At 68.5% G+C, this 25,654-nt stretch carries 24 protein-coding genes; 6 read left to right on the top strand and 18 right to left on the bottom strand.

The window, feature by feature from the left end; all coding sequences use genetic code 11:
• Nucleotides 1-16 precede the first annotated feature (16 nt).
• The 6 genes from rdgB to clpS form a co-directional block, all read right to left on the bottom strand.
• A complete protein-coding gene (gene rdgB, locus AB4Y67_RS05050; protein ID WP_441404682.1) occupies nucleotides 17-676 on the bottom strand; it encodes an RdgB/HAM1 family non-canonical purine NTP pyrophosphatase in 660 nt (219 codons plus the stop codon).
• Entirely contained in the window at nucleotides 673-1,431 is a 759-nt protein-coding gene (rph, locus tag AB4Y67_RS05045) for a ribonuclease PH (protein ID WP_441404681.1), read from the bottom strand. The genes rdgB and rph overlap by 4 nt, the downstream gene beginning before the upstream one ends.
• A gap of 52 nt (nucleotides 1,432-1,483) precedes the next feature.
• A complete protein-coding gene (locus AB4Y67_RS05040; protein ID WP_441404680.1) occupies nucleotides 1,484-2,281 on the bottom strand; it encodes an MBL fold metallo-hydrolase in 798 nt (265 codons plus the stop codon).
• Entirely contained in the window at nucleotides 2,278-3,318 is a 1,041-nt protein-coding gene (gene murI, locus AB4Y67_RS05035; RefSeq protein WP_441404679.1) for a glutamate racemase, read from the bottom strand. Before murI ends, AB4Y67_RS05040 begins: the two co-directional genes overlap by 4 nt.
• A gap of 107 nt (nucleotides 3,319-3,425) precedes the next feature.
• On the bottom strand, nucleotides 3,426-3,992 hold the full coding sequence (locus AB4Y67_RS05030) for a DUF2017 domain-containing protein (RefSeq protein ID WP_441404678.1): 567 nt from the start codon (nucleotides 3,990-3,992) through the stop codon (nucleotides 3,426-3,428).
• Nucleotides 3,985-4,356, bottom strand: coding sequence for an ATP-dependent Clp protease adapter ClpS (clpS, locus tag AB4Y67_RS05025; RefSeq protein WP_441404677.1), 372 nt, complete (start codon nucleotides 4,354-4,356; stop codon nucleotides 3,985-3,987). The genes AB4Y67_RS05030 and clpS overlap by 8 nt, the downstream gene beginning before the upstream one ends.
• 154 nt (nucleotides 4,357-4,510) lie before the next feature.
• Here clpS and AB4Y67_RS05020 point away from each other — a divergent pair, with 154 nt between their 5' ends.
• From AB4Y67_RS05020 to AB4Y67_RS05010, 3 genes are all read left to right on the top strand, one after another.
• Nucleotides 4,511-5,839, top strand: coding sequence for a nicotinate phosphoribosyltransferase (locus AB4Y67_RS05020; protein ID WP_441404676.1), 1,329 nt, complete (start codon nucleotides 4,511-4,513; stop codon nucleotides 5,837-5,839).
• Nucleotides 5,839-6,507, top strand: coding sequence for an isochorismatase family protein (locus tag AB4Y67_RS05015; protein ID WP_441404675.1), 669 nt, complete (start codon nucleotides 5,839-5,841; stop codon nucleotides 6,505-6,507). Before AB4Y67_RS05020 ends, AB4Y67_RS05015 begins: the two co-directional genes overlap by 1 nt.
• 114 nt (nucleotides 6,508-6,621) lie before the next feature.
• Nucleotides 6,622-6,969 carry a hypothetical protein gene (locus AB4Y67_RS05010; protein ID WP_441404674.1) on the top strand — a complete coding sequence of 116 codons (348 nt, stop codon included), beginning with the start codon at nucleotides 6,622-6,624 and terminating at the stop codon, nucleotides 6,967-6,969.
• An 89-nt stretch (nucleotides 6,970-7,058) separates the two neighbouring features.
• Here AB4Y67_RS05010 and AB4Y67_RS05005 read toward each other — a convergent pair whose 3' ends face one another.
• From AB4Y67_RS05005 to AB4Y67_RS04970, 8 genes are all read right to left on the bottom strand, one after another.
• A complete protein-coding gene (locus tag AB4Y67_RS05005) occupies nucleotides 7,059-8,846 on the bottom strand; it encodes a DEAD/DEAH box helicase (protein WP_441404673.1) in 1,788 nt (595 codons plus the stop codon).
• A gap of 211 nt (nucleotides 8,847-9,057) precedes the next feature.
• Nucleotides 9,058-9,366, bottom strand: a complete 309-nt coding sequence (locus tag AB4Y67_RS05000) for a DUF3039 domain-containing protein (protein WP_374724962.1) — start codon at nucleotides 9,364-9,366, stop codon at nucleotides 9,058-9,060.
• A 90-nt stretch (nucleotides 9,367-9,456) separates the two neighbouring features.
• A complete protein-coding gene (gene nagB, locus AB4Y67_RS04995; protein WP_441404672.1) occupies nucleotides 9,457-10,239 on the bottom strand; it encodes a glucosamine-6-phosphate deaminase in 783 nt (260 codons plus the stop codon).
• A gap of 139 nt (nucleotides 10,240-10,378) precedes the next feature.
• Entirely contained in the window at nucleotides 10,379-11,950 is a 1,572-nt protein-coding gene (locus tag AB4Y67_RS04990; RefSeq protein WP_441404671.1) for a transporter, read from the bottom strand.
• A complete protein-coding gene (locus tag AB4Y67_RS04985) occupies nucleotides 11,932-12,738 on the bottom strand; it encodes an ABC transporter ATP-binding protein (protein ID WP_441404670.1) in 807 nt (268 codons plus the stop codon). Before AB4Y67_RS04985 ends, AB4Y67_RS04990 begins: the two co-directional genes overlap by 19 nt.
• A 97-nt stretch (nucleotides 12,739-12,835) precedes the next feature.
• Nucleotides 12,836-13,936, bottom strand: a complete 1,101-nt coding sequence (locus AB4Y67_RS04980) for an NADH:flavin oxidoreductase/NADH oxidase (RefSeq protein ID WP_441404669.1) — start codon at nucleotides 13,934-13,936, stop codon at nucleotides 12,836-12,838.
• Complete coding sequence (locus AB4Y67_RS04975; protein ID WP_441404668.1) at nucleotides 13,936-14,940, bottom strand: co-chaperone YbbN; 1,005 nt, start codon at nucleotides 14,938-14,940, stop codon at nucleotides 13,936-13,938. Before AB4Y67_RS04975 ends, AB4Y67_RS04980 begins: the two co-directional genes overlap by 1 nt.
• Before the next feature lie 136 nt (nucleotides 14,941-15,076).
• Nucleotides 15,077-16,990 carry a hypothetical protein gene (locus AB4Y67_RS04970; RefSeq protein ID WP_441404667.1) on the bottom strand — a complete coding sequence of 638 codons (1,914 nt, stop codon included), beginning with the start codon at nucleotides 16,988-16,990 and terminating at the stop codon, nucleotides 15,077-15,079.
• A 318-nt stretch (nucleotides 16,991-17,308) separates the two neighbouring features.
• Between AB4Y67_RS04970 and AB4Y67_RS04965 the strand changes: the two genes are divergently transcribed.
• The gene (locus tag AB4Y67_RS04965; protein WP_441404666.1) at nucleotides 17,309-18,490 is read left to right on the top strand and encodes an AI-2E family transporter; all 1,182 of its coding nucleotides are present in this window, start codon (nucleotides 17,309-17,311) and stop codon (nucleotides 18,488-18,490) included.
• A gap of 86 nt (nucleotides 18,491-18,576) precedes the next feature.
• Here AB4Y67_RS04965 and AB4Y67_RS04960 read toward each other — a convergent pair whose 3' ends face one another.
• Both AB4Y67_RS04960 and AB4Y67_RS04955 read right to left on the bottom strand, forming a co-directional pair.
• Nucleotides 18,577-19,383 (bottom strand): alpha/beta hydrolase, encoded by an 807-nt coding sequence (locus AB4Y67_RS04960; protein WP_441404665.1) that lies wholly within the window; start codon nucleotides 19,381-19,383, stop codon nucleotides 18,577-18,579.
• Between the two features lie 86 nt (nucleotides 19,384-19,469).
• The gene (locus AB4Y67_RS04955; RefSeq protein ID WP_441404664.1) at nucleotides 19,470-19,823 is read right to left on the bottom strand and encodes an ATP/GTP-binding protein; all 354 of its coding nucleotides are present in this window, start codon (nucleotides 19,821-19,823) and stop codon (nucleotides 19,470-19,472) included.
• A 59-nt stretch (nucleotides 19,824-19,882) separates the two neighbouring features.
• Here AB4Y67_RS04955 and nucS point away from each other — a divergent pair, with 59 nt between their 5' ends.
• Both nucS and AB4Y67_RS04945 read left to right on the top strand, forming a co-directional pair.
• Nucleotides 19,883-20,578, top strand: coding sequence for an endonuclease NucS (gene nucS, locus AB4Y67_RS04950; protein WP_441404663.1), 696 nt, complete (start codon nucleotides 19,883-19,885; stop codon nucleotides 20,576-20,578).
• A gap of 318 nt (nucleotides 20,579-20,896) precedes the next feature.
• Nucleotides 20,897-21,100 carry a cold-shock protein gene (locus tag AB4Y67_RS04945; RefSeq protein WP_024365900.1) on the top strand — a complete coding sequence of 68 codons (204 nt, stop codon included), beginning with the start codon at nucleotides 20,897-20,899 and terminating at the stop codon, nucleotides 21,098-21,100.
• A 619-nt stretch (nucleotides 21,101-21,719) separates the two neighbouring features.
• On the opposite strand, the gene AB4Y67_RS04940 is transcribed toward AB4Y67_RS04945, so the two are convergent.
• Together AB4Y67_RS04940 and AB4Y67_RS04935 are read right to left on the bottom strand one after the other, a co-directional pair.
• Nucleotides 21,720-24,275 carry a bifunctional lysylphosphatidylglycerol flippase/synthetase MprF gene (locus AB4Y67_RS04940; RefSeq protein WP_441404662.1) on the bottom strand — a complete coding sequence of 852 codons (2,556 nt, stop codon included), beginning with the start codon at nucleotides 24,273-24,275 and terminating at the stop codon, nucleotides 21,720-21,722.
• Entirely contained in the window at nucleotides 24,272-25,654 is a 1,383-nt protein-coding gene (locus tag AB4Y67_RS04935) for an alpha/beta hydrolase (RefSeq protein WP_441404661.1), read from the bottom strand. The genes AB4Y67_RS04940 and AB4Y67_RS04935 overlap by 4 nt, the downstream gene beginning before the upstream one ends.

Raw genomic sequence — 25,654 nt, 5'->3', positions numbered from 1 at the left:
TCAGTGCGGCTGCCGGCTACCTTCCGGACAGGGCCTCGATGATCGCCGGGAGGAGCGCCCGGAAGGCGTGCCCGCGGTGGCTGATGGCGTTCTTCTCCTCGGGACTGAGCTCGGCGCAGCTGCGGTCCAGCCCGGTGGGCTGAAGCACCGGGTCGTAGCCGAATCCCCCGGTCCCGCGCGGTGCGCGCAGCAGCGTACCCTCCAGCTGCCCGTATTCCACGACTTCCCGGCCCTCCTCCGGGGTCGCACCTGCGCCGGAAGAGGGTACGGCTAGCGCCGCGGCGCAGACAAAGGCGGCGCCCCGGAACTCATCCGGCACGTCGGCCAGCTGGTCCAGAAGCAGCTGCAGGTTGGCGGCGTCGTCCCCGTGCCGGCCGGCCCAGCGGGCCGAGAAGATCCCGGGTGCCCCGCCGAGCACATCGACGGCGAGCCCGGAATCGTCGGCGATGGCCACGAGCCCGGTGGCCATCGCCACCGCGCGGGCCTTGAGCAGCGAGTTCTCGGCAAACGTCACGCCGGTCTCGGCGACGTCGGGGGCACCCACGGCCCCCGCGTCCACCACCTGGGTGTCGACGTCGAGGCCGGGCACCTGCCCGCGCAGCAGTTCGCGGAGCTCCCGGAGTTTGCCCTTGTTGTGGGTGGCGAGCACCAGCCGCGGCGCTGTGCCCCCTGTCACGGGGCTTCCGCCAGGGTCTCGCGCTGGATCGCGGCGAGCTGCTCGGTGCCCATCAGGGCGAGATCGAGGAGTTTGTTGAGCTCGTCCCGGTCGAAGGGGGCGCCTTCGGCGGTGCCCTGGACCTCGACGAACTTGCCGGATCCGGTGACAACGACGTTCATGTCGGTCTCGGCGCGGACGTCTTCGACGTACGGCAGGTCCAGCATGGGGACGCCGTCGATGATGCCGACGGAGACGGCGGCGATCGTGTCGGTCAGGGGCTGGGCGTTGCGGGCGATCATCTTGTTTTCGCGGGCAAAGCGGATGGCATCGGCCAGGGCCACGTAGGCGCCCGTGATGGCGGCGGTGCGGGTTCCGCCGTCGGCCTGCAGGACATCACAGTCCAGCACGATGGTGATCTCGCCCAGGGCCTTGGTGTCGATGATGGAACGCAGCGACCGGCCGATCAGACGGGAGATCTCGTGGGTGCGTCCGCCGATCTTGCCCTTGACGGACTCGCGGTCGGAGCGGGTGTTGGTGGCCCGCGGCAGCATGGCGTACTCGGCCGTGACCCAGCCGCGTCCTTCGCCCTTGAGCCAGCGGGGCACGCCCTCGGTGAGGGAGGCCGTGCACAATACCCGGGTGTTGCCGAACTCGATCAGGGCCGATCCTTCGGCCTGCTTGGACCAGCCGCGGGTGATGCTGATCGGCCGGAGCTGATCGGGCGTGCGGCCGTCGGCGCGGATGATGGGGGCGGTAAGGGCTTCGGAAGTCATGCCATTAGCTTATCGACCCTGGCAGGTCCCGGCGCGCGGTGCCCGGCCCCGTTCAGATGGTGTAGTGCACACCCGCCACGGCCACGGCCACATGCTGGCCGAAGACACCCTTGGCTTCCGCCATAACGGTGGTCGGCGAGGTCCAGACGGGAATGTGGGTCAGCAGCAGCCGCCGGGCACCGGCGGCCACGGCGGCCTCCCCCGCCCGCTTGCCGGTCAGGTGCACGTCCTTGATGCCGTCGTCGCGGCCCTCCTCGAAGGCTGCCTCGCAGAGAAACAGGTCGGCGTCGCGGGCCGCATCCTCGAGGCCGCTGCAGGAGTCGGTGTCCCCCGAATAGCTGAGCACCCGGGTGACGGGGTTGCCGTCCTTGTCCGGTTCGGTGACCTCCACGCGGAGCGCGTACGCCTCTTCGACCGGGTGGTTGACGGCGTACGGGGTGACCGTGAAGGGGCCCATGGTCACCGGCTTGCGCTCGGACCAGTTGCTGAAGTCGAATTCCTCGTGCATCCCGGGGTCCAGTTCCAGGCCGTAGGCCGTGGCCATCCGGTCGGCGGTGGCGGCGGGCCCCCACACGGGAATCCTGCCGCGGCCCCAGCCGCCCGGCTTCCAGCGCACGGCGACATGGAGCCCGCACAGGTCCATGCAGTGGTCCGGGTGCAGGTGGGTGAGGAAGATGGCGTCAATGTCCTCGAGATCGGTGTAGCGCTGGATGGCGCCGAGCGCCCCGCTGCCGAGGTCCAGCACAATCTTCCAGTCCCGCTCGCCGTCGTTCGCGGTCAGCAGGTAGCACGACGCCGGCGAGCCCGGACCCGGAAAAGATCCGGTACAGCCCACGATGGTCAGCTTCACAGCAGGGTTCCCCCGCCCGCGGATCCGCCAACGAAGTTGGAGATCCGGGGGCGGCCCGCGCCGGCCTGCGCTGCGGCAATCATTTCCGGCGTGATCCTGGCCAGGCTGCCCGTGGGGTACTGGGCCGCCACATGGTCGACGTGGCGGACGCTGAGGACCTCGGGGCCGAGGAAGCGCCGGGCGAGGTGCTCGAACTGCGAGGCGTCTCCCGTGGCGATGAAGTTGTGTTCGGGCGCCGTGGCGTCGGTGCGCTCCAGCCCGCGGGAGGCCAGTGCGCGGTAGACATCCTTCGCCGTCTCCTCGGCGCTGGAGACGAGCGTGACGTCCTCTCCCATCACATACGAGATGACGCCGGTCAGCAGCGGATAGTGCGTGCAGCCCAGCACGACTGTGTCGACCCCGGCGGCCTTGAGCGGTTCCAGGTACTCGCGGGCGACGGCGAGCAGCTCCGGGCCCGTGGTGATGCCGGCTTCGACGTAGGGCACGAACGCGGGGCAGGCTGCGGAGGTGATGTGCAGGTCCGGGGCAGCGGCGAAGGTGTCCTCGTAGGCGCGGGAGCCGACGGTGGCGGAGGTGCCGATCACGCCCACCCGGCCGGTGCGGGTGGCAGCGACGGCACGGCGCACGGCCGGCTGGATCACTTCGACGACGGGAATCCCGTACCTGGCCGTGTAGCGTTCGCGGGCGTCCCGCAGCACGGCGGCCGAGGCGGAGTTGCACGCGATGGTCAGCAGCTTCACGCCGGAATCCACCAGCTCGTCCATCACCCCCAGGGCGTTGGCCCTGACCTCGGCGATGGGGAGCGGACCGTACGGGCCGTGGGCGGTGTCGCCGACGTACAGGATGGATTCGTTGGGCAGCTGGTCGATGATGGACCGGGCCACGGTGAGTCCGCCGACGCCGGAATCAAACACACCGATCGGACGCGAACCCATCTCGCTGTAGGCCTGGCTGACGGACTGGCTGCTGCCGGTACTGCTCGCTGGGGAGTCCGCAACAGCTCCCGCTGCCGGATCCATGCTCGATGCTGAAGTCATGATTATTCGAGGATAGGGCTTAGCCACGGGCCCGGCCATCACATTGTGTTGTCCGACTCATGTCAAATGTGTCACACGCCGCTGCCCAGGCACTGTTGAGCCGCAGCTCAGCCGTGCGTCTCCAGCGACTGCAGCATTGCCTGGACCAGCGATTCCTGGAGCCAGGTGGTGAAGTTGTAGACGAGCGCCAGGTAGCTCTCGACGTCTTCGGCCTGCGACCAGTCCTGCATCAGGTGCACGTGCCCGGCGTCCTCGTCGTCGCGGATGTCCAGCCGTTCGGCCAGCACCAGCCGGACGTCGTTGAGCGCCATGGACCAGTGCCGCGCGTCGTCGGGCGTCAGGACCAGCTCGTCCTTGTCCAGCCCAAGGGACGCGGCCTTCAGCGCGCCGATCTTGCTCTCACGCAGCGACCGCTCTGTGTACCGGCGGAACTCCAGCGAGGCGGCGGCGTCGTTCTTAGAAACGCTCGGAAGCAGCCGGCGGAGGGCACGGTCCGAGGGTTCGCGGGCGTCGGCGTCGAGTCCGACCAGCGCCGCGAGGGGGTCCTCATTGGCGCGTTCCTCCGGCTCCAGCATGGACACGACGTCGTCGAACAGGCTGCGCAGCAGTTCCCGCTCGGCCGGTTCCAGGTAGCCGCTGATGCCTTTGATGCCGTACTTGAATGCCTTAGCCACGTTTTCCCTTGCCCTTGCCCGATCCCCCGCCTGATCCGGCGCCGCCGGTGGCCTTTTCCACAGTGGCCCACAGACCGTAGCCGTGCATCGCGACGGCGTGCTGCTCCACCTGCTCCTTGCTGCCGTGCGCCACGATGGAGCGGCCCTTCTTGTGGACTTCGAGCATGAGCTTGTTCGCCTTGGCCTCCGAGTAGCCGAAATAGCTGCGGAACACGTAGCTCACATAGCTCATCAGGTTCACCGGATCGTTCCAGATCACGAGGTTCCACGGGACGTCCGGGGCGATCAGGACATCGGTCGACGTCGCTGTTCCGGTCTGGGTGCTCTCCTGGGTATCAGGGCCGAGCGCAACGCTGAGGGTCATCTGTCCATTCTATGTGGATGATGGGCCCACGCCGGCGAGGGCCCCGCGGCGAAGCGAAGCAAGACGTGGGAGCCGGTGGGTGGGCCCACGCCGGCGAGGGCCCCGCGGCGAAGCGAAGCGAGACGTGGGAGCCGGTGGGGACTAGAGTGAATTCGTGAGTACCTCAGCTGGCTGGGACCGTCCCCGCACGTCCCTGTACACCGATCATTACGAGCTGACCATGCTGCAGGCCGCGCTGCATTCCGGCGCCGCCCACCGCAAGTCAGTGTTCGAGGCGTTCGCCCGGCGGCTGCCGGACGGGCGCCGCTACGGCATTGTGGGCGGCACGGGCCGGCTGCTGGAGGGCATCGCGGATTTCCGCTTCGGCGACGTCGAAATCGACTTCCTCCGCCGCACCAAGGTGGTCAACGAGGAGACCCTGGACTATCTGGCCGGGTTCTCCTTCTCCGGCGACATCTGGGGTTACGCGGAGGGCGAAGCGTACTTCCCGAACTCCCCCATCCTCATTGTTGAATCCACCTTCGCAGAAGCGTGCATCCTTGAGACGTACATCCTGTCTATCCTCAACCACGACAGCGCGATCGCCTCGGCGGCCTCGCGGATGATCACCGCGGCCGGCAGCCGCCCCTGCGTGGAGATGGGTTCGCGCCGCACGCAGGAGGAATCGGCCGTCTCCGCCGCCCGCGCCGCCATCATCGCCGGCTTCGACAGCACCTCGAACCTGGAGGCCGGCCTGCGCTACGGGCTCAAGACCGTGGGCACGGCCGCGCATTCCTTCACTCTCCTGCACGACTCCGAGCGCGAGGCGTTCGAGGCGCAGATCGCCTCGATGGGCGCCGGCACCGCACTGCTGGTGGACACCTACGACGTCGAGGCGGCGGTGCGTACCGCCGTCGAACTGGCCGGTGACAAGCTCGGCGCGGTGCGGCTCGACTCCGGCGACCTCGTGGCGCAGGCGCAGTGGGTCCGCCAGCTCCTGGACGACCTGGGCAACGAGCGGACCCGCATCATCGTCACCTCCGACCTGGACGAGTTCGCCATCGCCGCCCTGCAGTCCGCCCCGGTGGATTCCTACGGCGTCGGCACGTCCCTCGTGACCGGTTCGGGCGCCCCCACCGCCAGCATGGTCTACAAGCTGGTCAGCCGCACGGACGACGGCGGCGAATTCGAACCCGTCGCCAAAGCCGCCAAGAACAAGACCAGCAAGGGAGGGCGAAAGTACGCGCTGCGCAAGCTCAACGAACGCGGCACGGCCACCCAGGAGATCGTCGGAATCGGGCACCGCCCGGAGGACGACGGCAACGACCGGCCCCTGCTGCAGCAGTTCGTCAAGAACGGCGAACTCCTGCCCGGCTGGACCGGTCCCGAGGGTGTGCTGCGCGCACGCCAGCGCCACGCGGACACCATGAAGGAGCTTCCCGCAGTCGTGAACCGGCTGCAGCGCGGCGAAGCAGCCATCCCCACCATGTACGAGGAGAACTGATGTCCCGCGCCCTCATCATTGTCGACGTCCAGAACGATTTCTGCGAAGGCGGCTCCCTGCCCGTCGAAGGCGGCGCTGAACTCGCCGGCGCCATCAGCGAATACGTCGACGCCCACCACGGGCAGTTCGACCACGTCGTGGCGACTCAGGACTGGCATGTCGATCCCGGTGCGCATTTCTCGGAGGAGCCGGACTTCATCGACAGCTGGCCGAAGCACTGCGTGGCCGGTACCCGAGGCGCCGATCTCCACCCTGACCTCGACACGGAATACATCCAGGCCTACTTCCGCAAGGGCCAGTTCACCGCGGCCTACTCGGGCTTTGAGGGCCTGCTGGCCCCGGACGACGCCGTGCCCACCGGGGACCGGAAGCCCGGCGCCATGCCGGTCGCCGGGGGCGCCCCCGGCGGTGACCTCGACGTCGAGACCGGAGGCGTGGCTCTGGCCGGCGAGGACGCGATCGGGCTCGACGACTGGCTGCAGAGCCACGACGTCGAGGACGTTGTGGTCGTCGGAATCGCCACCGACCATTGCGTCAGGGCGACCGCCCTCGACGGCGTGCAGGCCGGGTACTCGGTCACTGTGCTGCGGGATCTCACCGTCGGGGTGGCCGAGGATCTCGACGACGCCATCGCGGAGATGGAACTCGGCGGCGTCGACATCGCCTGAGGCGGCGTCTTTCGCCCGCACGTTCCTTGCACGCTGACGGGAAAGCCGTGCCGCCGCAGTAGACTCGAAATCCTTGCCAATATCGTCTGACCAGTAAGAACCCCGGAGTACATCATGAAGAAGACCCTGACCGTCCTGATCGCTGCCGGGGCCCTGCTCGGCGCTGCCGGCTGCTCTGCGCCGCAAGACACCACTGCGGAGAGCTGCGCCCGGATCCAGTCTGTCGGCGCCGGACCCACGTCCGCGGCGGACAAGGCCGGGATGATCCGCCTCGCCAACCGGCTCCGGCCCATCGAGGCGACGGCGTCCAAGGAACTGCAGGCTCCGCTGCACTCCATCATCGAGTTCCTCGACGCGTCCGCGCAGGAGAACCCCGACAACGCCAAGCTCGAGGAGCTGCACGGCTCCTACACCGAGGCGGGCCAGAAACTCAGCGAGCTCTGCACCGCCGGCACCCAGTAGCGTCGAGCCCGCAGCTGCGAAATCTTTCACCAAGAAGGGACCGGGTAACCCCGGTCCCTTTCTTGTGCTCCGCCGTGTGCCTGCCGCCCCTACTTCCGGCCGATGAACCAGTCCTGCAGTTTGCGCAGCCGGGTCTGCAGCTGTTCCTCGTTGGCCTGCGCCACGGCCGGGCCGCCGCAGACCGTCCTGAGCTTGGTGTGGATGACGCCGTGCGGCGTGCCGGTCCGCGCAGACCAGGCCGCGACGTTTTTTGCCAGTTCGGTGCGCAGGTCCATCAGCATGCGGTGGTCCGGCACGGCAGCGGCCACGGCCGGACCGGCCGCACTCTGCGGTGCGCGCGCGTTCTTGCGGTTGAGCTGCTCGTGCTGGCGCTGGCGCAGCAGCGTGCCGACCTGTTCGGCGTCGAGCAGGCCGGGAATCCCGAGGAAGTCGAGCTCGTCCTCCGAACCCACCTCGCCGCCGGTGCCGAACTCGCCGCCGTCGAACAGCACACGGTCAAAGGAGGCCTGCGAATCCAGGGCCTCGAACTTGCCCTTGGTCAGCGAGTCGGAGGCTTTCTCCTCGCGGTTCGCCTCGTCCATCAGCGAGTCTTCCGGGTTGAAGAGGCCGTCGCCGTCCTCCTTCTCCGGGCGGTCCAGGGCGTGGTCCCGTTCGGCTTCCATGGAGTTCGCCAGCGCCATGAGCTGCGGCACCGAGGGCAGGAAGACCGACGCCGTCTCACCGCGCTTCCGCGCGCGCACGAAACGCCCCACGGCCTGGGCGAAGAACAGCGGAGTGGCGGTGGAGGTCGCGTAGACGCCGACGGAGAGCCGGGGGACGTCCACGCCTTCGGAGACCATGCGCACGGCCACCATCCAGCGCTTCTCGCTGGCGGTGAACTCCTCGATCTTGCTGGAGGCCTTTGTGTCGTCCGAGAGGATGACCGTGGGCGACTCGCCGGTGATCCGCTTCAGCTGCCCGGCGTAGGCGCGCGCGTCCTCGTGGTCGGTCGCAATGACCAGTCCGCCGGCGTCGGGAACGGTCCGGCGCACCTCGCTGAGCCGCTTGTCCGCCCCGGCAAGCACGGCGGGAATCCATTCGCCCGCCGGGTTCAGGGCGGTCCGCCAGGCCTGGGAGGTGACGTCCTTGGTGACGGCTGATTCACCGAGGGAGGCGGCCATCTCCTCGCCGCCGCTGGTGCGCCAGCGCATCTGGCCGGAATAGGCCATGAACATCACGGGCCGGACCACGTGGTCCCGGAGCGCTTTGCCGTAGCCGTAGGTGTAGTCGGCCTTGGAACGCCGGATGCCGTCCCGGTCCTCTGCGTATTCCACGAACGGGATCGGCGACGTGTCGGAACGGAACGGCGTGCCCGTCAGTGAGAGCCGGCGCGCCGCGGGTTCAAAGGCTTCGCGGAGCCCGTCACCCCACGAGAGCGCCTCGCCGCCGTGGTGGATTTCATCGAGGATGACCAGCGTGCGGGCGGCTTCGGTCTTGGCGCGGTGCAGCATCGGCTTGCTCGCCACCTGCGCGTACGTGACCGCGACGCCGATGAAGCCGCGGCCGTGCTGGCCGTCAGCGTTCTTGAAGTTGGGATCGATGGCGATGCCCACCCTGGCGGCCGCGTCGGCCCACTGCCGCTTCAAATGGTCGGTGGGCGCCACGATGGTCACGCGGTTGACGATGTTGGCTTCGATCAGCATGGAAGCCACCCGCAGGGCAAAGGTGGTCTTGCCGGCGCCGGGGGTAGCGACTGCGAGGAAGTCCCTGGGATGCGTGGCGAAATAGCTGTCCAGGGCCTCCTGCTGCCAGGCACGGAGCTTCGGCGCGGTGCCCCAGGCTGCCCGCTCGGGATACGCGGGCGGCAGTACGGGTCCGCCGAAGAGTGTCTCTGTCACTGAGGGCCCTCCATTGCGCATGCTGCTGCCGCTGACGGGGAAACCCACTTAAGCACAAAAAACACCAATCTTTTTCGGATAAACCGTAAGCAATCACCGGCCAGCATGGACCGGGCACCATTCATCGGGAGAACAGGCTACCCCGGCACGGGGCGGCGCTTGTCAGCGCGGGACGCGCGGAGCCGTTGCGTCCCCGCCTGGCGCGGCCGTGCTACTTGTCGCCGGAACCCTTGCCGCCGTCGCTGCCCGGGCGGAGGCCGTCGTAGACCTCTTTGCATTCAGGGCAGACGGGGAACTTCTTCGGATCGCGGCCCGGCGTCCAGACCTTGCCGCACAGGGCGATGACGGGTTCCCCGGACAGCGCGGATTCCATGATCTTTTCCTTGCGCACGTAGTGCGAGAAGCGTTCCCGGTCACCGGGTTCGACTTCCTGGCGCAGTTCCTCGCGCTCGATCGTGGCCGTCGACGTCCCGGCTCCGGAGAGCTCGCGCATCGGGTCGTTTTCGAGAGGATCGGTCATGCTGTTCATGAGTCCCATCTTAGCCGCTGGATCGGACGAAACGGCACCAGCAGGGCGGGAGTGCGGCGGCGGCATGTTGACGGTGGAGTGCTACAGCCCCTGCCACGCGGGCTTGTTCTCATAGCTGTGGCGGTAGTAGTCGGCGAGCCGCAGCGACGACGCCGCCGCCTCGTCCAGCAGGATCGTGGCATGGGGGTGCAGCTGCAGGACCGAGGCCGCGCAGATGGCAGCGACGGGTCCTTCCACGAGGTCGCGGACGGCCTGCGCCTTCTGCGCGCCGGTGGCAATGAGGATCACATGCCGGGCCTCCAGGATGGTTCCCAGTCCCTGGGTCACAACGTGGTGCGGGACGTGGGACAGGCTCCCGAAGAACCGTGCGTTGTCCCGGCGTGTCTGCTCGATCAGCGTCTTGATCCGGGTCCGCGAGGCCAGGGAGGACCCGGGCTCGTTGAATCCGATGTGGCCGTCGGTGCCGACGCCCAGCAGTTGCAGGTCCACTCCCCCGGCCTCGCGGATGGCGTCCTCGTAGGCCTGGCAGGCGGCGGGGATGTCCGCGGCCGAGCCGTCCGGGCCGCGGACGTTCGCCGGGTCGATGTTCACCCGCTCGGTGAATTCGCGCCGGATCACCTCATGGTAGGACTCCGCGTGTCCGGCTGGCAGCCCCACATATTCATCCAGGGCGAAGGCACGCACCCGGCTGAAGTCCAGGCCGGCCCGTTCGTGCCGCAGCGCGAGTTCGTTGTAGACCGGCAGCGGGGACGAACCTGCCGCCAGGCCCAGGACGGCGTCGGGTTTGCGCCTGAGCAGCGCCTCCACGGCATCGGCCGCGAGCGCGGCGGCTGGCTTGCTGCCGGACAGAATGACGACTTCCATGGCCCTGCCTTTACCGTTGCACTGCCGCGGCCGCTGCGGCCTGTACCGCTGCCTTACCGTTGCACTGGCGCTTGGCCGCACCCGTTGCCGGATCCGCCCCTAGGGGCAGGTTATCCCAGTCCCGCCCGCGGCGCCCGCGTCAGCGGTTGACGGCCAACTGGGCAAGCAGTTCCGGCCCCCGTGCATCGAGCCATTTGCCGCCCAGCCTGACTCCGAGGGCGAACAACACGAGCCCCAGGACGGGGCCCAGGACCAGATTGATCCAGCCGGGCACGGCGCTTCCGGTGACGAACTGTGCCACCACGAGCGCTATTTCCGGGATCATCAGGACCAGGAGTGCCCCCATCCCGCCGAACTGCACCGCCAGGGTCTGCGCCACATTGCCGGGCGGCTTCTTGAAGGGGCTGTCCCCGGGGAGCGGCACGGCCGTCGTGTAGCGTGCCGAGACGACAGAGGAAAGCCCGATCCCGCTGAACAGGACGCCGAGGGACAAGCCGAGCACCGCGGGCAACTGCTGCCAGTCCGCACCGATCAGGAACGGCAGGACGCTGAGCGCCAGCACCACCGGCAGCGCGAAAACGAGGCATGCCACCGCCCGGCCGAGCCGGTCGTGGACGCCCCGCACGCCCGTGGAGAGATGCAGCGCGAAGGCGGTGTTGTCGTAGGAGACGTCTGCTGAGATGGACCAGGCAAGCAGAAACGCGGTCAGCGGGCCGATGAAGAGGAGCAGCCCGTAGGATCCCGTCTGGGTGGCCTGGAACAGAAGCAGCACCGGGAGCAGCGGGACAATGACGAGGGAGCCAGAGTACCGGGGGTCCCGGAGCCAGTAGGTCAGGGACCGTGCGGCGACCGCGCCCGTTGGCGTCGCCGGGAACAGCCCGAAGAAGCCAAGCCCGCCGGCCCGCTTTCGGGAACTGCCGGCATAGGGCGGCGTCACGAGCGCGCGCTGCAGCAGGAGCTTCCAGCAGAACGCGAGTCCGCCGAGTGTGGCAAGCGCGATCAGGAACTTGAGGGCCGCGGCGCCGTAGCTCCCCGCGGCAAGGTCGCCGCCAAGGGACCACGCGGCCCCCGCCGGCGTCCAGGACAGCGTGCGGGCCAGCCCGGTCAGGAAATCCCCGGAACTGGCAATCCCGTCGGCGATGCCGGCGATGATCGGGCCCATCAGGATGAGGGGTATCAGGAAGATCACCGCGCTGACGTCCTTGAAACGGCGGGAACTGGCCAGCCCTGCGGTGGCGGTGGTGACCACCTTGGACAGGACGATGCAGCTCAGCACGCCGAGGACCGCGCCCACCAGGGCGCCGCCCGCGGCGGGCAGGCTCCGGGACCAGGTCCCGACGGTGCCAAGCGCCACCAGCGTGGTCGCCGTGCCCGGGATGCCGATCAGCCCGCCGAGGGCCAGGCCCGTGAGCAGCTGCGGCATCGGCACAGCGAAGGTGGTGAACCGTGCCGGGTCCAGTGTCATGTCCGCGGCCGCGGCAGCGACCGGGACGACGGCCCACCCCAAAAGTGCCGCGGCGCCGCCCAGCACCACGACAGTGTGCGCCAAGCCGGCGTCCTCCCCGCGGAGGAACAGGAGTCCCGCGATGGCGAGCCCCACGAGTCCCAGGGCATACAGGACGCCGACGCCGAGGCCCACAAGTTGCCAGGGGCTGCGCCGGACGCTGTTGCGCAGCAGGATCAGCTTGAGCCTCAGAAGGTGCGCAACCATTCGAGACCTTCCGTGGGGTTGCGGCCGCCGACCAGCTGGACGAAGCGGTCTTCGAGGGACTCGCCCGCGCGGACTTCTTCGACCGTCCCGGCGGCGAGCAGCCGTCCGGCGGCGACGACGGCGACGTGGTCGCACATCCGCTGGACGAGGTCCATGACGTGGCTGGAGACAATGACCGTGCCGCCAGACGCCACATAGCGGTCCAGGATGTCGCGGATGTTGGCCGCGGACACCGGGTCGACGGATTCGAACGGCTCGTCGAGCACCAGCAGCCGCGGTGCGTGGATCAGGGCCGAGGCAAGCGCTATCTTCTTGGTCATGCCGGCGGAGTAGTCCACCACCATCGTGCCGGCGTCGGAGCTGAGGTCCAGTGCCGCGAGCAGCTCCTTGACGCGCCCTGCCACGACGTCCTTATCCATGCCCCGTAACAGCCCGGCGTAGCTCACCAGCTGCTCGCCGGTCAGCCGGTCGAAGAGCCGGACGCCGTCGGGCAGGATGCCCATCAGTTTTTTGGCTTCCAGCGGCTGCTTCCAGACATCCACCCCGTGCACGAACGCGGTGCCGAACTCGGGCCGCAGCAGTCCCGTGGCCATCGACAGGGTGGTGGTCTTGCCGGCGCCGTTCGGACCGACGATTCCATAGAAGGAGCCCGCCGGAACGTCCAGGCTGATACCGTCCACGGCGATCTTGCCGCCAAAGCGCTTGGCGAGCCCGCGCAGGGACAGCGCGGGCACCGGCGGGGCTGGCTGGCTTTCAGGGGCAGGCGGATGCGGTTGCTGAAAAGTCATGTCGTTAGACTAACCGCCACCCTACCCGGAATGGATCGTCCGCAAGGCGTACCCCCATGGGCGGACACTCTCCGCCGGAAGTCCCGCCCGCAGGCCGCTAGAAGGAGTGGCGCGGAATGGCACGTTCGTACTGCGGCGGCCAGGCCATTTCATGGCCGAGTTCGAACGCGGCCCTCAGCCACCAGTGCGGGTCGCGCAGGGCGGCCCGGGCGATGAAGACGCCGTCGGCCTGTCCGGTGGCCACGGCATGTTCGGCCTGGCCCGCCGAGGTCAGCAGCCCGACCGTCCCGGTTCTGACTCCGGTTTCGCGCCGGATCCGGGCGGAGAAATCGGTCTGGTAGCCGGGCCCCACCGGGATCTGCTGGTAAGCCACGGCGCCGCCGCTGGAAACGTCGACGAGGTCCACGCCATGTTCCGAGGCCGCCTTGGCCATCCGCACCGACGCCTCCGCATCGATGCCACCCTCGGCCCAGTCCGAGGCGGAGATCCGGAGCAGCAGCGGCATGGAGTCGGGGATGACGTTGCGCACGGCATCCACCACGGCCAGGGTGAGCCGGTTCCGGCCTGCCTCGTCGCCGCCCCAGCGGTCGGTGCGGTCGTTGACCAGCGGACTTTGGAACTGGTGCAGGAGGTAGCCGTGCGCGCCGTGGATTTCGATTGTGTCGAAGCCGGCACCGACGGCCCGCTCCGCTGCTGCGGCAAAATCGGCGATCACGCCGCCGATCTCCTCCTCCGACAACGCGGAGGGGGCGTCGTAGCCGTCAAAGGCCGAGGTGCCGGGACCCACGATGGGCCAGCCGCCGTCGTTGGCAGCCACCGTGCCCTTCTGGCCGGAGAACGGCCAGTAGGACGACGCTTTCCGGCCGGCGTGCGCCAACTGGGTGCCGATCTTGGTCTCCGCGGATCCGTGCCGGTGGACGAACGCCGTGATCCGTTCCCACGCCGCCGCCTGGTCGTCGTTGTAGAGTCCGGCGTCCCGCGGGCTGATCCGGCCGGCGGCGTTGACGGCGGCCGCTTCGGTGAGGATCAGGGCTGCGCCGCCGGTGGCGAAGGAGCCCAGATGCATCAGGTGCCAGTCGTTGGGGACCCCTTCACCGGTTTCCGGCTCACAGCTGTACTGGCACATCGGCGATACCCAGCCGCGGTGCTGCAGGTGCAGGGAGCGCAGGTCCAGCGGCGTGAAGAGCGCGGATCCCATCAGAAGAGGACCCGTGCCAGGTTCTGGCGAGCCTTCGCGACCCGGTCGTCGCCGGTGCCCACGACGTCGAACAGTTCCAACAACCTGACCCGCGCCGTTTCGCGCTCGGGGCCGAAGTTTCGGCCGATGAACGCGACGATCCGGCCGAGCCCGTCCTCGACGTGTCCGCCGGCGATGTCCACGTCGGCAACACCAAGCTGGGCTTCGAGGTTGTCCGGCTCGTCCGCGGCCAGCTTGCGCAGTGCGTCCGTGTCCGCGGCGGAGACCGGCTGGAGCCGGCCCATGAGCTCCACCTGGGCGAGCCCGGCCTTGGCTTCCGCGTCGGCGGGCATCTCCAGGAGCGCCTGGCGGTAAGCGTCCGCGGCCGCGGCGTAGTCCTCGGCCTCGATCGCGTCGAAGGCCTTCTGGTGCAGGGGTGGCAGGGGCGGAGCCTCGGGGGCGGCGGCGCCGGGGCCGCCCGTGCCGATCCGTCCCGACACGCCATTGGCGGCGGCGACCTTAAGCAGTTCGTCCAACAGGCCGCGGACCTGCGTTTCCTCGGCGCCGCCCTGGAAGAGGGGCACCGGTTGGCCCTTGACGAGGGCGACGGCGGTGGGAACCGCCTGGACCTGGAACGCCTGGGCAAGCTGCGGGAACACCTCGACGTCGGCGGCGCCAAGGACCAGCTGGCCGTCGTAGCCGTCCACGATCCGCTCGAGGACGTCAACCAGTTCGGCTGAGCCGGGCGAGTACGCCGCCCAGAGCGCGACGACGACGGGAACCTGGGCGGACAGCTCCACGAGTTCCTGGAAGTTGGCTTCGGTGATGTCCACCCGCAGCCGACGGCTGCCGTGCTCCGCGTCCCCGTTGTCCGGTGCCCCCGGAGCGCCCGGCATGCCTGCCGGGCCAGCCGCGGCCGGCGGCGCGGCTTGTCGCTGTTTCAGGGCGGAGAGGTCGACGGCGCCCCGCAGGTTAAGCGGGTTGGCGGCAGCAGGCGGGACCGGTCGGGAAGCTGGCGAAGTCATGGTTCCACTCTAGCCACATCGGCCCCGGGCGGTGCCACCTGGCGGACCCGGAGAGCAGAAAAGACCCGGCCAGGCGGCCGGGTCTTTCCTGTCAGCGTGGCTTCGGTCAGCCGTTTCATTCAGGGCTGGCCCTGTCCTACTTGAAGCTGGCTCCCGTGAGGCCGCGGGTCGCGGCCACGAGCTTCATCGGGTCCTGGGACCCGGCCGGCGGGATGTAGACAGCCACGGACTCGGCGAAGTTCAGCACCATGCCGGTGCTGGTCTCCTTGCCGCCGGCCAGGGCAGCTGCGTCGTCGCCGATGGTCAGCTTGTCGCCCTCGGCCTTCGGGGTACCGTCGAACGCGAAGTTCAGGCGGCCCAGGGCGAGCGCCCCGCCGTCGGCGGTCCGGAACACCACGACGCTCTCCGGGACCACCTTGTGGGTGAAGGAGAAGGTGCCGTTGACGCCGGAGTTCACCACATCGGCCTGGTAGGCCAGCGTGTCCGCAATGTACGGGGAGGACTCGCCCTCGGCGAGCTTGTCCTTGAACGCGGAATCGGCGGAATTCAGCCGGTCGCCCAGGCCGCCCAATGCTTCCTCGCCGCTGTAGAGGAGGCCCGACTTATCCGACGGCGCCACAGTCTGCGTGCCGCCGCGTGCGATCCCCGGGAAAGTTGTCCCCGGCTGCAGCGGTGTTGTGAGGACCAGCTTGTAGTTCTCCCGCGCGGAGGCCTGGGTGAGGGTGAGCAGCTGCGGAACTACGTTGCCCTCGCCCTGGGTGACGGCCATGACCGTGCGCGGCCAGCTGCGCTTCTCGGTGACCACGGTGGTGAGCAGCTTCGTGGCACGGACCGGCATGCGGGCCTCATACGAGCCGACCTGGGACCGGATCTTGTAGTTCTGCGTGCGGACTTCGAGTTCGGGATTGGCCACGCGAGGCTCCAGCTTGCTGGCATCCTTGGCGGCATCGCCGGCGTCGACCGCACTGGCAACCTGCTCCAGGATGCGGCGGAACTGGGCATCGACCAGCACCGGCGAATCCGGGGCCTGCTCCGCTGCGGCGGACGACGTGCCCGGCGACGGGGCCGGCGCCTGGCTGGCCTGAGCCGCCACGCCGCTGCCGGCGACGGCGGTGGCCGTCAGCACGGCCACGACCGCTCCGGAACGCCTCAGCCGCTGCAATACGGTGGCCGGCGCGGCAACGGACTTCTCTGCGGCGCCCTTGGGGGTGGTGTTCGTCGGGCCAGTATTTGCCGGGTCCGGGCTTGTCGGGGCTGTGTTTGTCGGGGCTGCGCCCTTCGAGTCAGCTGCCGGCGAGTCGACAACGGGGACCGCTGCCGTGGCTGCGGCGGATTTCCGGGCTTCGTTGCGGGCCGCGGCCTTGGCCTGCGCACGGCGGGCAAAGCCGCTCCCACCGGTCGAACCATCGCCTGAACCGCCGCCGGTCCCGGAACGGGTCCCGGACTTGGGCTTGAGCACCAGCAGGGCGGCGCCGGCCAGGATCAGCAGGCCGCCCAGGACCATAAACGGGATGGCCCACGGAGTAGAGGTGTCATTCGGGAAGGTCATGGTGATCGACGTCGGGGCGGGCTCGGTGCCGTCCGTCGCGAGCAGCAGCGACCAGTCGCCGTCGGCGGGCGGGGTCCAGTCGTACTTCAACTCGCCGCTGGCGTTCTCCGTGCTGACCCACAGATCCGAACCCGCCGGTGAAGGTGCGGTCGCTTCGCCGTCGGCATGCGTCAACTGCAGCGCCTTGCCGTCCTCGGACACGCCGGAGACCGTGTTGTGCGCGGTCTGACCGACCCAGGCCTCGACGTCGTCCGGGCGCCCGGCGGCCAGCATGAAGCTGCCTTCGCCCTTGACGTTGATCGTCACCGTGCCGTCCCGCATGGTACGAAGCTTCTCGTCAAATACGGTCAGCGGCGCCGCGGTGGCACCGGAGGGTGCGGTGGCGGTTACGGTCTCGGCCGGGGCCCAGAAAGTCTTTTGGCCGATACCGGCCAGGAGTGTCAGGAGGCCGAGCAGCACTAATGCAACTGCAGTCTTGAAACGCAAAATATTACCTATCATCAGCGGACACTTAGCTTCAATAGTAACGGTTTTGTTACCACGGAGTCAGATCGGCCTGCTTGTCAACCCCTTCCGCGGCCTCCGCAGAAGCCGCCTCACCGCGCCAAAACAAGCCTGCTGATAGTGTTTGCGTTGATCATCACAGTAGGGCCGTGACCGCGGCACCGACGGGAAAATTCTCAAGGATTAAGGGCTTTCAACGCAGTGACTGGATACACGGATCCGCCCCTCTCAGGACAAGAAGAAAGCCAGGAATCCGGCAGCACGGCAGGCGGTCCGCAGGAGCAGGTTTCCCCCCGCCGGTCAGCCTTGGCCGGAATGCTGAACGCGATGGCCCACCGCCTGCGCCAGCCCCTTCCGGGAGCCCAGCCGCGCCTGCGCTTCGAAATGCCCCCGGAACAGGACGACGAGACGACACCCGAGACTGAGACGGGCACCCGTTTTGGCGATCCCGGCCCGCGGATGTCCTCCCAGCACCCCCTCTACGTCGGGTTCATGGGTACTGTCGGCGTCGGCGTGGCCCTGCTCGTCTACTGGATCGGCTCCAACACAACGCAGCTGCTCCTCTGGATCGTGGCGGCGCTGTTCATCGCGCTGGGTCTGGACCCGGTGGTGCGCTGGCTCGAGGCGAAGAAGTTCCCCCGCGCCGCCGGCATTGTGGTGGCCGTTTCTTCCCTGGCCCTGGCCGTCGCCGCCTTCTTTGCCACACTGATTCCCACGATCGTGCAGCAGGTCACCCAGATCGTCGAGGAGGCCCCGAGCTGGATCACGGAGTTCATTAACTCCGACTTCTTCCGCAGCATCGACAACCAGTACGGGGTGCGGGAACGCATCACCCAGGAGCTGGAGAAGTTCGTCAACAACCCGGAGGCGATGGGCGGCATCTTCGGCGGCGTCGTGGGCTTCGGCTCGACCGTGGCGAACGGCCTGTTCGGCGCCCTGATTGTGCTGGTGCTCAGCCTCTACTTCCTGGCTGCCCTGCCGGCCATGAAGAAGTGGGGCTACCGCCTGGCCCCCCGGTCGCGCCGTGCCAGGGTCGAGGCCCTGTCCGAGGAAATCACCGGTTCGGTGGGCAACTACGTGATCGGCCAGGCCGTCGTCGCCCTCGTGAACGCCACCTTCGCGTTCATCGTCATGACGATCGTCGGCGTCCCGTTCGCCGTGCTGCTGGCCTTCGTCGTTGCCCTGCTGGCCTTCATTCCGCTGGTCGGCGGCCTGATCGCCGGCGTGATCGTCACGCTGATCGCCCTCACGGCCGGCTGGCAAACCGCCGTGGTCTATGCCATCTGCTACTTCGCCTACCTGCAGTTCGAGGCCTACTTCATCTCCCCGCGCATCATGCAGAAGGCCGTCGCGGTTCCAGGCGCCGTCGCCGTCATCTCGGTGATCGCCGGCGGCAGCCTGCTGGGTGTCCTGGGCGCGCTGATCGCGATCCCCACCGCAGCCGCCATCATGCTCCTGGTCAAGGAGATCTTCATCGTCCGCCAGGACAAGCACTAGCAAGCATTTCGCTACGAAAAAGGACAGCCGCTGCGTGGATCCACGCAGCGGCTGTCCTTTTTCGTAGCGTCTTTTGCAGTGTGCCCTCAGGCGTGCGCCGTCGCGACCGGACCGTCCCATTCCTGCGGCAGTCCAGTACCCGAGCCGGCGTAGCCTCCCGGCAGCACCTCCTCGACAATCTCGTTCAGCACCCGGCCGGCGTACTTCTCCCCCACCCACAGGTGCTTGGCGCCGTCCACGCCCACGACGCGGGCCTGCGGCACCACCCCGAAGCGCTCCGTGGCCGCAGCCGGCTGGAGGTAATCGTCGTGCTCGGGCACCAGGACCTTGAGCGGCTTGCCGGAGGCCGCCCACTCCTTGAGGTGCACGTCAGTGGCCCGGTGCAGCGGCGGCGAGAGCAGGATGGCGCCCTCCACCCCGGAGGCCACCGGCTCCGTAGCGCCGTACATCAATGCGAGCTCGGTCCCGAAGGACCAGCCCACCAGCCAGCGGTTCGGCAGGCCGCGGTCGACGGCGAACTGCACGGCCGCCTCGACGTCCAGGCGTTCGCCGATGCCCTCCTCGAACGCTCCGTCGCTGGTTCCGCGCGGCGAGGCAGTGCCGCGGGTGTTGAACCGGAGCACGGCGATCCCGGCGAGGGCGGGCAGGCGGTAGGAGGCTTTGCGGTAGACATGCRAGTCCATAAAGCCGCCGTGGGTGGGCAGCGGATGGAGCGTGATGAGGGTGGCCTTCACCTCGCCGGACTCCGGGAGCGCCAGCTCGCCGACCAGCCGGTGCCCGTCGCCGGTGCGGAGCTCCACGTTCTCCCGGCGGGCGGGCAGAACCGTGGAGGCGCGGATCGCGGTCGGTGCGGAAGGCTGGCTGAAGACGTACGACGCCGGGTCAAAACTCATGCGTCCAGCTTAGCGAAGGCACCAAGCGGAGACAGCAAGCGCAGCCGCCGGACTGAGACGGCAAGCGGAGATGTTCCGCGAAGCAGTCAGCGGTACCGGTAGCTGCGGGAGGTCCAGCAGTTGGTATGCCAGTGCCGCCGCTCCGCCAGCCCCGCGGCCGCCCCGAAGAGGTGGTCCTCGGACCACACGACGAGATGGGCCACGCCGGGCAGAACCGCCGTCGAACAGCCCGGACAGATGTAGGTCTTCTCGGCGCGTCCGGCGGTGATGGGCCGGACCGACCACTCGCCGTCCGGCGCACTCTCACGGCGTGCGAAACCCGAGCGTGCGCGCTCAAGGTCCAGCTCGGGCACCGGGCCGCCCTTCGCTCCGGGCTTCGCTCCCCTACCGGATCCGGCCCGTCCTGGGACGGCACGGCGGGGGCGGTTGGAACGGGGCATGGTTCCATTCTGCCCCAGTCCGGGTGCCTCCTGTCCCCGCAGACGGTAGTGTTGACCGGGTGCGTTTAGTGATAGCCCGTTGCTCCGTTGATTACGTCGGCCGGCTCAAAGCCCATCTTCCGCTTGCCACCCGGCTCCTGCTGGTCAAGGCCGACGGTTCCGTCCTGGTCCATTCAGACGGCGGATCCTACAAGCCGTTGAACTGGATGAGTCCTCCCGCGTCCCTGCGGGTCTCCACTCCGGACGAGGTCGACGTCGAAACCGGCGTGGTGGAGCAGTGGACCGTCCAGTCGGCCAAGACCGATGACCGGCTGATCATCAACATCCATGAGCAGCTCCATGACACCTCCCACGAGCTCGGCCAGGACCCCGGGCTGATCAAGGACGGCGTGGAGGCGGACCTGCAGCGGCTGCTGGCCGACCAGATCGAACTTCTGGGCGCCGGTTTCTCCCTCATCCGCCGCGAGTACTTCACCGCCATCGGCCCGGTGGACATCCTGGCCAGGGATGCCAGGGGCGGCACCGTGGCCATCGAGCTCAAGCGCCGCGGAGACATCGACGGCGTCGAGCAGCTCACGCGCTACCTTGAACTGCTCAACCGCGACCCGCTGCTGGCTCCGGTCCGCGGGATCTTCGCCGCCCAGCAGATCAAGCCCCAGGCCAAGGTCTTGGCAAACGACCGCGGCATCGACTGCATCACCCTCGACTATGACGCGATGTGCGGAGTCGACGACGTCGAATCCCGGCTCTTCTAAAGGGCCGCGGCCGGTCAGCGAACCGGAAAGGCCGCAAATGCTGCAGCTAATGCACCTTCTCAGGCATTCATCGATACTTTGTACAAAATTTATGCCAATTGTGCGCCGTGCCCGTTGACCTGACGCAACTGTCATGAAATTCTTATACGAGTCTTTGTGTAGGTGTTTTTTCATGCTCGCAAGACATGTTGCGAGCGTGAAGCGCCTGCCGCCTAAGCCCGGTATTCCGGTCCCACAGCCAAGGTTCTTCTCGCGGAGTGACCAAGTCCGGCACGAAGTGTGCCGGCCTTAACCAAGATCCATAATGAGGAGAAATACATGGCACAGGGAACTGTCAAGTGGTTCAACGCTGAAAAGGGCTTCGGCTTCATCACCCCGGATGACTCCGATGGCGATGTCTTCGTTCACTACTCGGAGATCCAGACCGGCGGCTTCAAGACCCTCGACGAGAACGCCCGCGTTCAGTTCGAAATCGGCCAGGGCGCCAAGGGCCCCCAGGCTACCGGCGTAACGCTGGTCTAGTATCCCGCCGCGGAAACTGCCTGCGGCGGTCTCCGCGAAAAAAAATGATCCCCGGCTTCGGAGCCGGGGATCATTTTTTTGTCGTGTTGGCGCATTGTTTGGGCTGTCGGACACGACGCGGGCACCTGCCGGCCGTGTCACGGACGTCCTGCCGGGGCCTCGAGTTGCATGGCTTGGCCGCCGCCGGTCCCGCCCGGAGGCTGCAGTCCGGGGGCACGTTGACACGGACACGCCGCGGTAACAGGACTAAGCGGCCGGAAATGGTGTTCAAAAGCGCCCCTGACGGCGAGCTGCGGTGCCGGGAGCTTCCTTCGATGCGGGGTTTATGGGCACGCCCGCCGGGCAGTTTTCGGCGTCACAGCTTAGCTAGCGAGGATGTGCCCCACCCGCACCGGGAAACCGGCTACACCTATACACATCCTTCGTCCGATAACCCCATTGTTTGGCACATTGCCGTGCATTGTTTGGACACCGTATTGGAGGCTGCTATTGGCCGGCCCGAATTGTTGCCGCCCGTGCTGCCGCCTTGTTGCCCTGCAATCGTGCCCTGTGTGGGCGCCCCAGGGTTGTTGCCCCAGATTGTGGTCAAGGGCCGTGCAGAATGCCCCATGACCCGGGGTCAGCGCACAAGGGTCCTGAGCAGCCGTGCGCTTTGGCGCACGGACAATCCGGGCAGGTAGGCCCGGCTCAGCGCCCGGCCCATCGCCGGCAGCTGCAGGGGGTCCTGGTAATAAAGGTACAACGTCCGGTAGTCGGGCTTGAAACGGGACTTGAAGCTGGCCAGCGAACGGAACCCGTACACGGGCTCCAGTGCTTTCCCGACGACGTCGAGGATCCCCGCCAGGCCGCCGGCCGCCGCCTCCTCGCCGGCCACGTCCGCCACCTGCGCCATGTCCTTGGCCAGCGGCGATCCGGACAGCGAGATGACCTCCACTGAGCTGCGCAGCTCCTGCACCGCGGAGGCGATCAGGAACTCCATGACGCCGGGGAAGGCGTCGCCGCGCCGGCGCATGAAGTCCAGCGTCCAGCTCACAACGCGCCCCTCCGTGTGCACCGGAAGCCAGCTCGTAACGCCCTGGACCTGCCCCTCGGCGTCGACGGCCACGCAGCAGAGCACCTCCGGGTCAACAAGCTCGTCGATGCCACCAAGGGTGAAGCCCATCTCCGGGACGGACTTCTGGGCGGCCCACTCCTCCGATACTTCGCTCAGCTGGGCGCGCAGCGCCGGTGAAAAGTCGGCGTAGCGGCCCCACACCGCGCGCACCCCGGTCTTCTCCGCCCGGTTCAGGGCCGTACGGACGTTTTGCCAGTCCTTGCCCTTGAACTCGAGGGAGCGCACCGCCAGCCTGGTTTCCTGGGCCACCGCCACCCGCCGGAAGCCGCGGCCCTGCAGCATCGGCCACAACTGGTCTGTGCAGGAGTAGAAGCACGGGATGAGGGCGTGTTCGGCGCAGTAGCGGATGAAGCCTGCTGCGGCCTCTTCGTGGAACGCCGCCGGGCCAAAGGGCCCGGCCAGCGTCAGTGCGACGTTGCCGTGCTGCTGGTACGCCACTCCCCCGCGGCCCTCCGGTGCGAACCAGTACTTGTTGGGCTCCCACAGCGCCATCCAGGACAGGGAGTCCCCGCCTTGGCGGATCAGGCCACGGGCCACGTCGCGGTCCTCCGCCCCGGCGTCGGTGCGGTGCAGCCGGCGCTGCAGTACCAGCCAGACGGCGGCCAGGGTGACCGCCCAGAAGATGATTCCGGAGGTGGCGAACAGGAAAGCCTCGACGGCGTCGCGGCCCTGGAAGATGCGGCTGTAGATTCCCGGGATGGGTAACGGCAGGTACTGGCGGGAGAGCTCGGCGGCCAGTCCCAGCAGGCCGCCGTCGCGGTCCATGCCGCCGGCGGCCAGCCACACTCCGGTGTAGCAGGCGGCGAGCACCAGCCAGGTGCCGCCGACGACGGCGGCGAGGGCCCGGCGGGCCCGTGGACTTGTTTCCACGCGGAACTGGCGCCGGTTGGCAGTGAGCAGCACCACCAGCACCAACGGGACCACCACGAGCGGCAGAATGTGGACAAACCCGGATCCCATCACTCCGGTGCGCGGCCGGTTGGGGTACTGCGGGATCCTGGCGACCAGGGTCAGGTAGACGGCGGCCATGGCTGTCACGGCGAGCTGGACCATGATCGCGATCCGCAGGGCCAGCCGGCGGCCGTGCCGCATGCCGTCGGCGCAGATCAGCAGCAGCACCACGGGGACCACCGCCAGCGCAAGGCCCAGCGGCCCCGCGAAGCCGGCGCGCCCCGCCTCCAGGCACGTGGCATCCAGGGTGCCGCCGCAGTATTGTTCCAGCTGGTTCAGCGTGGGCAGCGGGTTCAGGACGACGTCCCGCAGCAGGGCCAGAGGCCCGGTGGGCGTCCGGACGGTCGCCGTCAAGATCGGCCCGACGGCGAAAATCGCCACGGTCAGCGCGAGCAGGTTGCGGGTCTCGCGGCCTGTGGAGCGGTGGCGGTGCAGGGTGCCCTTGTCGCCCTGGATCCACCAGCCCGCCGCCAGCCCGGCCAGTGCCCCGGCGAACCCGACGACCGTCTCGGCATGCCCGACGTACAGCACAAGCATGAGGGAGATGGAGATGACGGCGGTGCGCAGGCGCCTTTGCCACAGCGTGGGCAGGAGCCCGCTGGACGCCAGCGAGACGGCGATGACCGCCGCGTAGGGGCCCATCAGCCGCGCGTTGACCATCCGGCTGAGCCAGCCGTCGTCGACGTAGCGCGCCAGCTGGGTCAGGAGCAGGAACAGCGTCACCGCCGCGAATTGGGCGGCGAAGTAGAACACTGCGGTGCGCCGCGTCCCCAGCTGCCGCTCGGCGAGGCCCAGCAGGAGCAGGATCATTAGCGCGGCCGCGGCGTAGGCCAGCAGGTTCGTGGCGAAGAACATCGACGTGAACAGCGCCCACCACTGCCCTGCTTTCAGCTCCGGGGCACTGACGGACGCCACGTCGAGCAGCGATTCCGGTGGCCCGGAGAGAAAGCTTCCGGTGGCTGCGCCGGTGATCAGGAAGACAGCGAGGACGGCAAGGGTGAAGGGTATGGCGCGCAGATGCCCCAGCGACTGCCGGACGCCGTGGAGGCCGAGGCCCTGAAGGGAGGCGGCCCCGGTCCCCTTCTTCTGTGCCGTTGCTCCCGGACTCACTGCGGGATGCCCCAGCGGGAGGCCAGGAAGTCGAGACCGCCGGGCAGGCCCCTGGACGCGGTCTCCCAGGAATGCCCGGCACCGGCAATCCGGTGGGCCTCCACGGTGAACCCGGCGGAGCGCGCCGCATCGGACAAAAGATCCATGTAGCCGATGAATTCGGGGTCCCGTTCACCGGCGCCAAAATAGATGGCATGCCCGTCAAAGCGGTTGTCCTTCATGAGCCGCAGCGGCGTCTGGCGGTCGAAGGCCTCGGTGTCGCCGCCGAAAGACGCGGCGATGGTCTTCTCCCGCTCCTTCGCGAGGGCGGGTTCCTTCTCGCTGGAAAAGGCCAGGGCGGAGCTGTAAACGTCCGGGTGCCGGGTCACCATCTGCATCGCACACGTCCCGCCGAAGGAGAATCCTCCGGCCGCCCACCGCGAGGGGTCCGGGTCCACGTCCAGCGTCCGGTTGATCCATGCAGGCACGTCCGCGGCGAGGAACGTGTCGGCCCGGGCGATTTTGCTGTCCATGCAGAGGGTGTTGCCCGAGGCGGAGCCGTTGGGGTCCACCACCACCACTACCGGGGACACGCCGTGGTGCTCGGCCGCATACCTGTCCATGCGGCTGCGCAGCGCCCCTCCCGTGAGCCAGTCTGCCGGTGCGCCGGGCTGGCCGGAGAAGAGGACCAGGACGGGAAGGGCCGGCCGGGGGGTGGTCCGGTACGCGGGCGGCAGATAGATGTAGGCCTCGCGGCTCCCGAAGCCCGAGGTGGTGCCGGGGATGACGGCCCGCCGCAGCACGCCGCCGTCGGGCAGTTCAGCCGGGGGGGTCCATTCGGAGAGGCTGACGCCGGCCGGGGCTCCGGGAGCGCGTTTCAGCCCGTCTTCCAGCGGCTGGATCCGGGCAACGGCGGTGCCCATCAGGTCGCTCATCGTGTGGTTGAGGCCAAAGTATCCGTTGATCTGGACGGCGGAGAGCAGGACCACGCCGAGCAGCGCACCCGTTGCCACCCCGGCCGCGCGGGCCGGGTGCCGGGGGCTTCCCTGCCCGGTGGCAGGGTCCCGTCCGGGCCGCCAGATCCCCCACAGGCGGAAGGCCCAGAGCAGCAGTGCCGTGACCGGGAGAAGGGACCAGGCCAGGACCTCGCGGGGCAGCTCCTCCGGGAAGACCGAGACGGCGTAGATCATCAGCCAGTGCACGCCGGCGAGCAGCGCGGCGGCTGCCAGGATGGCGGCGGCGGGGACTAGGAGGAAACCCAACCGGCGCGGGGTGGCGGTATTCCCGTGGCGGCGCCGTGCGCCGTGCCAGAGCAAGTAGGCAACGCCCGCGGCGCCGGCAGCCCAGGCAATCCACAGCACCGGGCCGTCGACCAGCCGGAGGTCTTCGAGGAAGTCCAC

It is taken from the genome of Arthrobacter sp. YAF17 (assembly GCF_052113365.1).
GTDB lineage: Bacteria > Actinomycetota > Actinomycetes > Actinomycetales > Micrococcaceae > Arthrobacter.
The sequence above is the reverse complement of the archived record's forward strand: the minus strand, read 5'-3'. Positions and strand labels throughout refer to the sequence as shown.

Bases quoted from the DNA above. Each gene is read 5' to 3' on its own strand.
- clpS (WP_441404677.1), bottom strand. From the start codon at position 4,356: ATGACCCTCAGCGTTGCGCTCGGCCCTGATACCCAGGAGAGCACCCAG.
- AB4Y67_RS04965 (WP_441404666.1), top strand. From the start codon at position 17,309: ATGCTGAACGCGATGGCCCACCGCCTGCGCCAGCCCCTTCCGGGAGCC.
- AB4Y67_RS04990 (WP_441404671.1), bottom strand. From the start codon at position 11,950: ATGGTTGCGCACCTTCTGAGGCTCAAGCTGATCCTGCTGCGCAACAGC.
- AB4Y67_RS04980 (WP_441404669.1), bottom strand. From the start codon at position 13,936: ATGGGATCCGCGCTCTTCACGCCGCTGGACCTGCGCTCCCTGCACCTG.
- nagB (WP_441404672.1), bottom strand. From the start codon at position 10,239: ATGGAAGTCGTCATTCTGTCCGGCAGCAAGCCAGCCGCCGCGCTCGCG.
- AB4Y67_RS04945 (WP_024365900.1), top strand. From the start codon at position 20,897: ATGGCACAGGGAACTGTCAAGTGGTTCAACGCTGAAAAGGGCTTCGGC.
- AB4Y67_RS05015 (WP_441404675.1), top strand. From the start codon at position 5,839: ATGTCCCGCGCCCTCATCATTGTCGACGTCCAGAACGATTTCTGCGAA.
- murI (WP_441404679.1), bottom strand. From the start codon at position 3,318: ATGACTTCAGCATCGAGCATGGATCCGGCAGCGGGAGCTGTTGCGGAC.
- AB4Y67_RS05000 (WP_374724962.1), bottom strand. From the start codon at position 9,366: ATGACCGATCCTCTCGAAAACGACCCGATGCGCGAGCTCTCCGGAGCC.
- AB4Y67_RS04985 (WP_441404670.1), bottom strand. From the start codon at position 12,738: ATGACTTTTCAGCAACCGCATCCGCCTGCCCCTGAAAGCCAGCCAGCC.
- AB4Y67_RS04955 (WP_441404664.1), bottom strand. From the start codon at position 19,823: ATGCCCCGTTCCAACCGCCCCCGCCGTGCCGTCCCAGGACGGGCCGGA.
- rph (WP_441404681.1), bottom strand. From the start codon at position 1,431: ATGACTTCCGAAGCCCTTACCGCCCCCATCATCCGCGCCGACGGCCGC.
- AB4Y67_RS04975 (WP_441404668.1), bottom strand. From the start codon at position 14,940: ATGACTTCGCCAGCTTCCCGACCGGTCCCGCCTGCTGCCGCCAACCCG.
- AB4Y67_RS05010 (WP_441404674.1), top strand. From the start codon at position 6,622: ATGAAGAAGACCCTGACCGTCCTGATCGCTGCCGGGGCCCTGCTCGGC.
- AB4Y67_RS04970 (WP_441404667.1), bottom strand. From the start codon at position 16,990: ATGATAGGTAATATTTTGCGTTTCAAGACTGCAGTTGCATTAGTGCTG.